Source organism: Microbacterium sp. NPDC006705 (assembly GCF_044903545.1).
Lineage (GTDB): Bacteria > Actinomycetota > Actinomycetes > Actinomycetales > Microbacteriaceae > Microbacterium > Microbacterium plantarum.
Window position 1 is genome coordinate 1 of record NZ_JBJDQQ010000017.1, and the last position, 1112, is coordinate 1112.

Sequence of the window (1112 nt, forward strand, 5' to 3'; positions counted from 1 at the left end):
GGCATCGTGGCACGCTCAGAGGTCAGTACATGTTCGTCGCCGACGATTCTCTTGAACGCATCGATCGCTTCGTGCGAAGTCGTGGTGGTCTGTCCTGGTTGCGTCATCTCTAAGCTTCCTATATTCAGTTGCATCACAAGCGCGTCATGATGCTGAGGGGATGTCGCCTTGATCCGAGCTAGTCCGCGGTCGTTCATTTTTTGATGGGCGGGGAAACGAGCCAGGGGGACGACGTCTGCGACCGTCTGCCCGGAAGCTCGCTACGGCGTCCAAGGAGTGTGCGTGTGCGTATGCATGTGCATACGCGCATCCTCATTGTAGAAGATGCGCATCAGATAGTTTCGGACCGCGGTACTTTCGGACTCCGGTAGGTTCGGACCGCGATAGTTCGGACCGCGATGTCGGCCACTGCCCTCACCCCATAGATCGACGCAGCAATCAGACTCGCCTAGCGCCGCTTGAACCGTCCCAGGTTTGGTGGCTCTTCACAGATGAGGGTGTAGCGCGTAGTCAAGGATCGAACGGCGTGGCGCTGCCCGGGTAGGCGTCGAGGCCTTCCGATGACGGAAGCTCTCACACTGCCCATCTGGAAGACCTCGACGTGCCTGACGCTACCTTCACCGACCCTGACCTGACCATGTTCTGCCGCTTGAATGAGCTCGGCCTTGAGGCCACCGGTCAGCGCCTCGAGCCCGCCGGTGCGGTCCTGGCCTGTCGAGTCGTCGAACCCGACCGCTGGTGCCGACGCTGTGGCTGTGAAGGAACCGCGCGCGGCACGGTTGTCCGCCGGCTGGCCCACGAGCCGTTGGGGTGGCGTCCGACGACGTTGGAGGTCACGGTCCGCCGCTACCGGTGCACCGGCTGCGGCCACGTGTGGCGCCAAGACACGTCTTTGGCGGTCGAGCCACGCGCGAAGCTCTCCCGGCGAGGGCTGGCGTGGGCGCTGGAGGGCATCGTCATCGCCCACCTGACGGTCGCGCGGGTCGCTGAGGGGCTCGGGGTTGCGTGGAACACCGCCAACGATGCCGTCCTGGCCCAGGGCACACGCGTCCTGATCGAGGACCCGAACCGCTTCGACGGCGTCCGCGTGCTCGGCGTCGACGAGCACGTCT

At 64.2% G+C, this 1112-nt stretch carries 1 protein-coding gene and 1 pseudogene; one reads left to right on the top strand and one right to left on the bottom strand.

What is annotated here, in order from left to right:
- Nucleotides 1–197 (bottom strand): hypothetical protein (locus tag ACI2K6_RS17020; RefSeq protein ID WP_404569003.1); only part of this gene is annotated, 197 nt, incomplete at its 3' end.
- Between the two features lie 404 nt (nucleotides 198–601).
- Between ACI2K6_RS17020 and ACI2K6_RS17025 the strand changes: the two are divergent.
- A pseudogene (locus tag ACI2K6_RS17025) lies at nucleotides 602–1112 on the top strand (ISL3 family transposase); the annotation flags it as partial.